Source organism: Myxococcus sp. CA033 (assembly GCF_013336625.1).
In the GTDB taxonomy this organism is placed as follows: domain Bacteria; phylum Myxococcota; class Myxococcia; order Myxococcales; family Myxococcaceae; genus Myxococcus; species Myxococcus llanfairpwllgwyngyllgogerychwyrndrobwllllantysiliogogogochensis.
This window is the reverse complement of record NZ_JABUMU010000067.1, coordinates 1-1,346: the sequence shown is the minus strand read 5'-3', so window position 1 is coordinate 1,346 and position 1,346 is coordinate 1. Positions and strand designations below refer to the sequence as shown.

Here is a 1,346-nt window from a genome sequence, read left to right as displayed (position 1 = left end):
GCAGCGCCGCTTCCAGGCACGGGACGTCCACCGGCTCGCTCGACGCGAGCATGAAGGCCTGGGCGAAGTGGTGCGGTTCGAGGAGTTCCTTCTCGAAGAAGTCGAGCTGGATGGGCGTCAGGAGGGAAGTCCCGAGCACCATGCCCGAATCGACCTGTGGCCCACCCTGCTGCTTCGCCACGCGCGCCAGCGCTTCCAGTGTCTGGTGTTGGAAGAGCTGGTTTGCGGCCAGATGCAGGCCGGCTTGACGCGCGCGTGAGACCACCTGGATGGCGAGGATGGAGTCGCCGCCCAGCTCGAAGAAGTTGTCACGGAGGCCGATGCGAGGCACGCCCAGCAGCTCGGCCCAGATGCGGGCCAGCGCCTGCTGTGGCGGAGTCTGGGGTTCGAGGAAGTCCCCCGCTTCGCGAGGCTTCAGGTCCGGAGCCGGCAGGGCCCGCCTGTCGACCTTGCCATTGGGAGACAGGGGCAGCGTCGGCAGCGTCACGAAGGCCGAGGGCACCATGAACTCGGGCAGGCGCGCGGAGAGAGATGCGCGCAAGGCCTGGGTGTCGAGTTCGGCGGAGGCGACGAGATAGGCGACGAGGCGGGGAGCGGAAGCGTCCTCGCGAAGGACGACGACGGCATCGGAGACGCCGGGAGCGGCGAGGAGCGCGGCCTCGATTTCACCCAGCTCGATGCGGAAGCCGCGCAGCTTGACCTGGAAGTCGGCGCGGCCGAGGTACTCGAGGGAGCCGTCAGGCAGCCAGCGAGCGACGTCGCCGGTGCGGTAGAGGCGCGCGCCGGGGATGGCGGAGAAGGCGTCGGGGAGGAATCGCTCGGCGGTGAGAGCGGGACGGCTGAGGTAGCCGAGGCCGACCTGGACGCCGCCGATGAAGAGCTCGCCCGGCACGCCGACGGGAGTAGGGAGTCCGGTGGCGTCGAGGACGTGGAGCTGCGTGTTGGAGACGGGGCGACCGATGGGGACGAAGTGTCGGGAGTTGCCCCGGGCGCAGTGCCAGAAGGAGACGTCGACGGCGGCCTCGGTGGGGCCGTAGAGGTTGTGGACCTCGGCGGAGGCGGGAAGGAGGGCGTGCGCGCGGCGGACGAGCTCGGCGGGGAGGGCCTCACCACTGCACACGACGCGACGAAGTCCGGAGAGCTTCTCGACACCCGGCTCCTCCAAGAAGGCGCGGAGCATGGAGGGGACGAAGTGGAGCGTGGAGACGCGCTGCTCGGAGATGAGGCGAACGAGGTAGGCGGGGTCCTGGTGACCGCCGGGCTTCGCGAGGACGAGGCGAGCGCCCGTCATGAGGGGCCAGAAGAACTCCCAGACGGAGACATCGAAGGAGAAGGGCGTCTTCTGA

At 69.5% G+C, this 1,346-nt stretch carries 1 protein-coding gene; it reads right to left on the bottom strand.

The genetic code is table 11. The annotated features are described in order from the left end of the window. Positions 1–1,346: AMP-binding protein (locus tag HUA78_RS47980; RefSeq protein ID WP_174479122.1), on the bottom strand; the 1,346-nt coding region annotated here is incomplete at both ends.